The following is a 1663-nucleotide window of genomic DNA, read 5'->3' on the forward strand; positions in this document are numbered from 1 at the left end:
AATCATTTTAAATAAGGAAGGAGAAAAATATTTGAGTAAAAATATTATTTCAAGTAAGGTGTCTACGGGGGGGGGGATTAAAGAACCCTGTTTAAATTCTAAAAAGATAGTTTTATCTTTAGCTACTATTTCTTTCTTAGCTAGTTGTGCAAATGCTGCACCTACTCCTGAAATAAAAACTTATGATGAAATAAGTAAAAATACTAAAGCTAGTTCAGCAAGTGTTTATGCTCCTCAAGCTAGGATTAATACGACTGTAAGTAGTTCAATCAACAATCAAATCAACATTTCCGATCAAGGTCCACATACCATAATAATTGAAAAAACCGGAACTTTAACCGGTAAAGACAAAGTCATCTATGTTCATGCTAAGAATAGCGATACTCTTACTCTTACCAATCTTACCAATAAAGGAACTATTAACGGTAAGGTAGCTGTAGAACATGATAAAGATTTTACAGGAACCATTACTGTCAATACCTTTGAAAATACAGGTCAAGTTAATGGTCAAATTTACATGGGAATTTGGGGAGGTCAGGGAACTCTCACTGTGGATAAATTTGAAAATAGTGGAACTATAACAGCTTCCAACAATGATCAAGGAGTTTTTTTCCAAGGCCTTGCTAATAACAAATCTACGATTAATAATTTTAACAATACTGGAGTTATAAGTTCAACAAATAAAGAAGCTGTCCGGTTTACTCATACTAATGTACAAACTTTCACTAATAACGGTTCAATAAACAGCGGTGGTGGAAGTGGTGTAAACCTCTCCAGTGCTACTATAGAAAATTTTAAAAATACTAAAACTATAAAAACTAGTGGAACAGCAGAACCAAATGAATCATTCGCTGGTTTATATGCGAGTTCTGGGGTTAATCTTTATAGCTCTACTATAAAAACTTTTGACAATTCGGGTTTCATTTCAGGTAAAGTAGGTGTAAATTTGTCAAATGGCATCATAGATGATTTTAAAAACAGTGGCACTATAGAAGGAACATCTGGAGCCAATAAATTAGCAGGAGCTATAAATATACAAAGTGTTTATAGTAGCGGCTCCACTATTAAAAATTTTGAAAACACAGGCCTAATCAAAAATCAAAACGCTAATGGTATCTTCATAGGTGATGGCAACAAGATAGAAACCCTTACAAATAAAGGAACTATAGAAGCAGGCAACAATGGTATAACTTTTTATGCATTTGATACAAATAAAAAGCCCGTTAATATTGGTAAAATCACTATAGAAGAAGGTGGTGTTATTAAAGCAGGCAATGATGCAATCCATATAGATGGAAGTAAAAATGGTATTGAGGGTGAAGGCATTGAAGTTAAAGCAGGGGGTAGATTAGAAGGTGGTAATGCAGGTATTTATATAGGTGGCGGTAAGCAAGTAAATACTAGCATCAATGTATCTGGAACTATCCAAGGTGGTAATGGGGGTATTATAAATACTGGAACCATTGGAAAAGAAGGACAAGAAAAACAAGAATACGGAATCACTATTGAAAATGAAGGTCTTATTGCTTCTGCAAAAGGAAGTGGTATTTTAAATACTGACAATGGAATTATTTATGGTAATATCTTCAATAGAAGTAATAATAATTTAAGTTTAAAAAATGATTCTGATGCGACTATTACAAGTGGTATTAAAAATGAAGGT

1 pseudogene is annotated in these 1663 nt (G+C 33.1%); it reads left to right on the forward strand.

Annotated elements, in window-relative coordinates:
* Positions 1-31 precede the first annotated feature (31 nt).
* Positions 32-1663, forward strand: a pseudogene (locus tag AJN69_RS03930) (hypothetical protein); the annotation flags it as partial.

The organism is Campylobacter sp. BCW_4338 (genome assembly GCF_001763255.1).
GTDB lineage: Bacteria > Campylobacterota > Campylobacteria > Campylobacterales > Campylobacteraceae > Campylobacter_D > Campylobacter_D jejuni.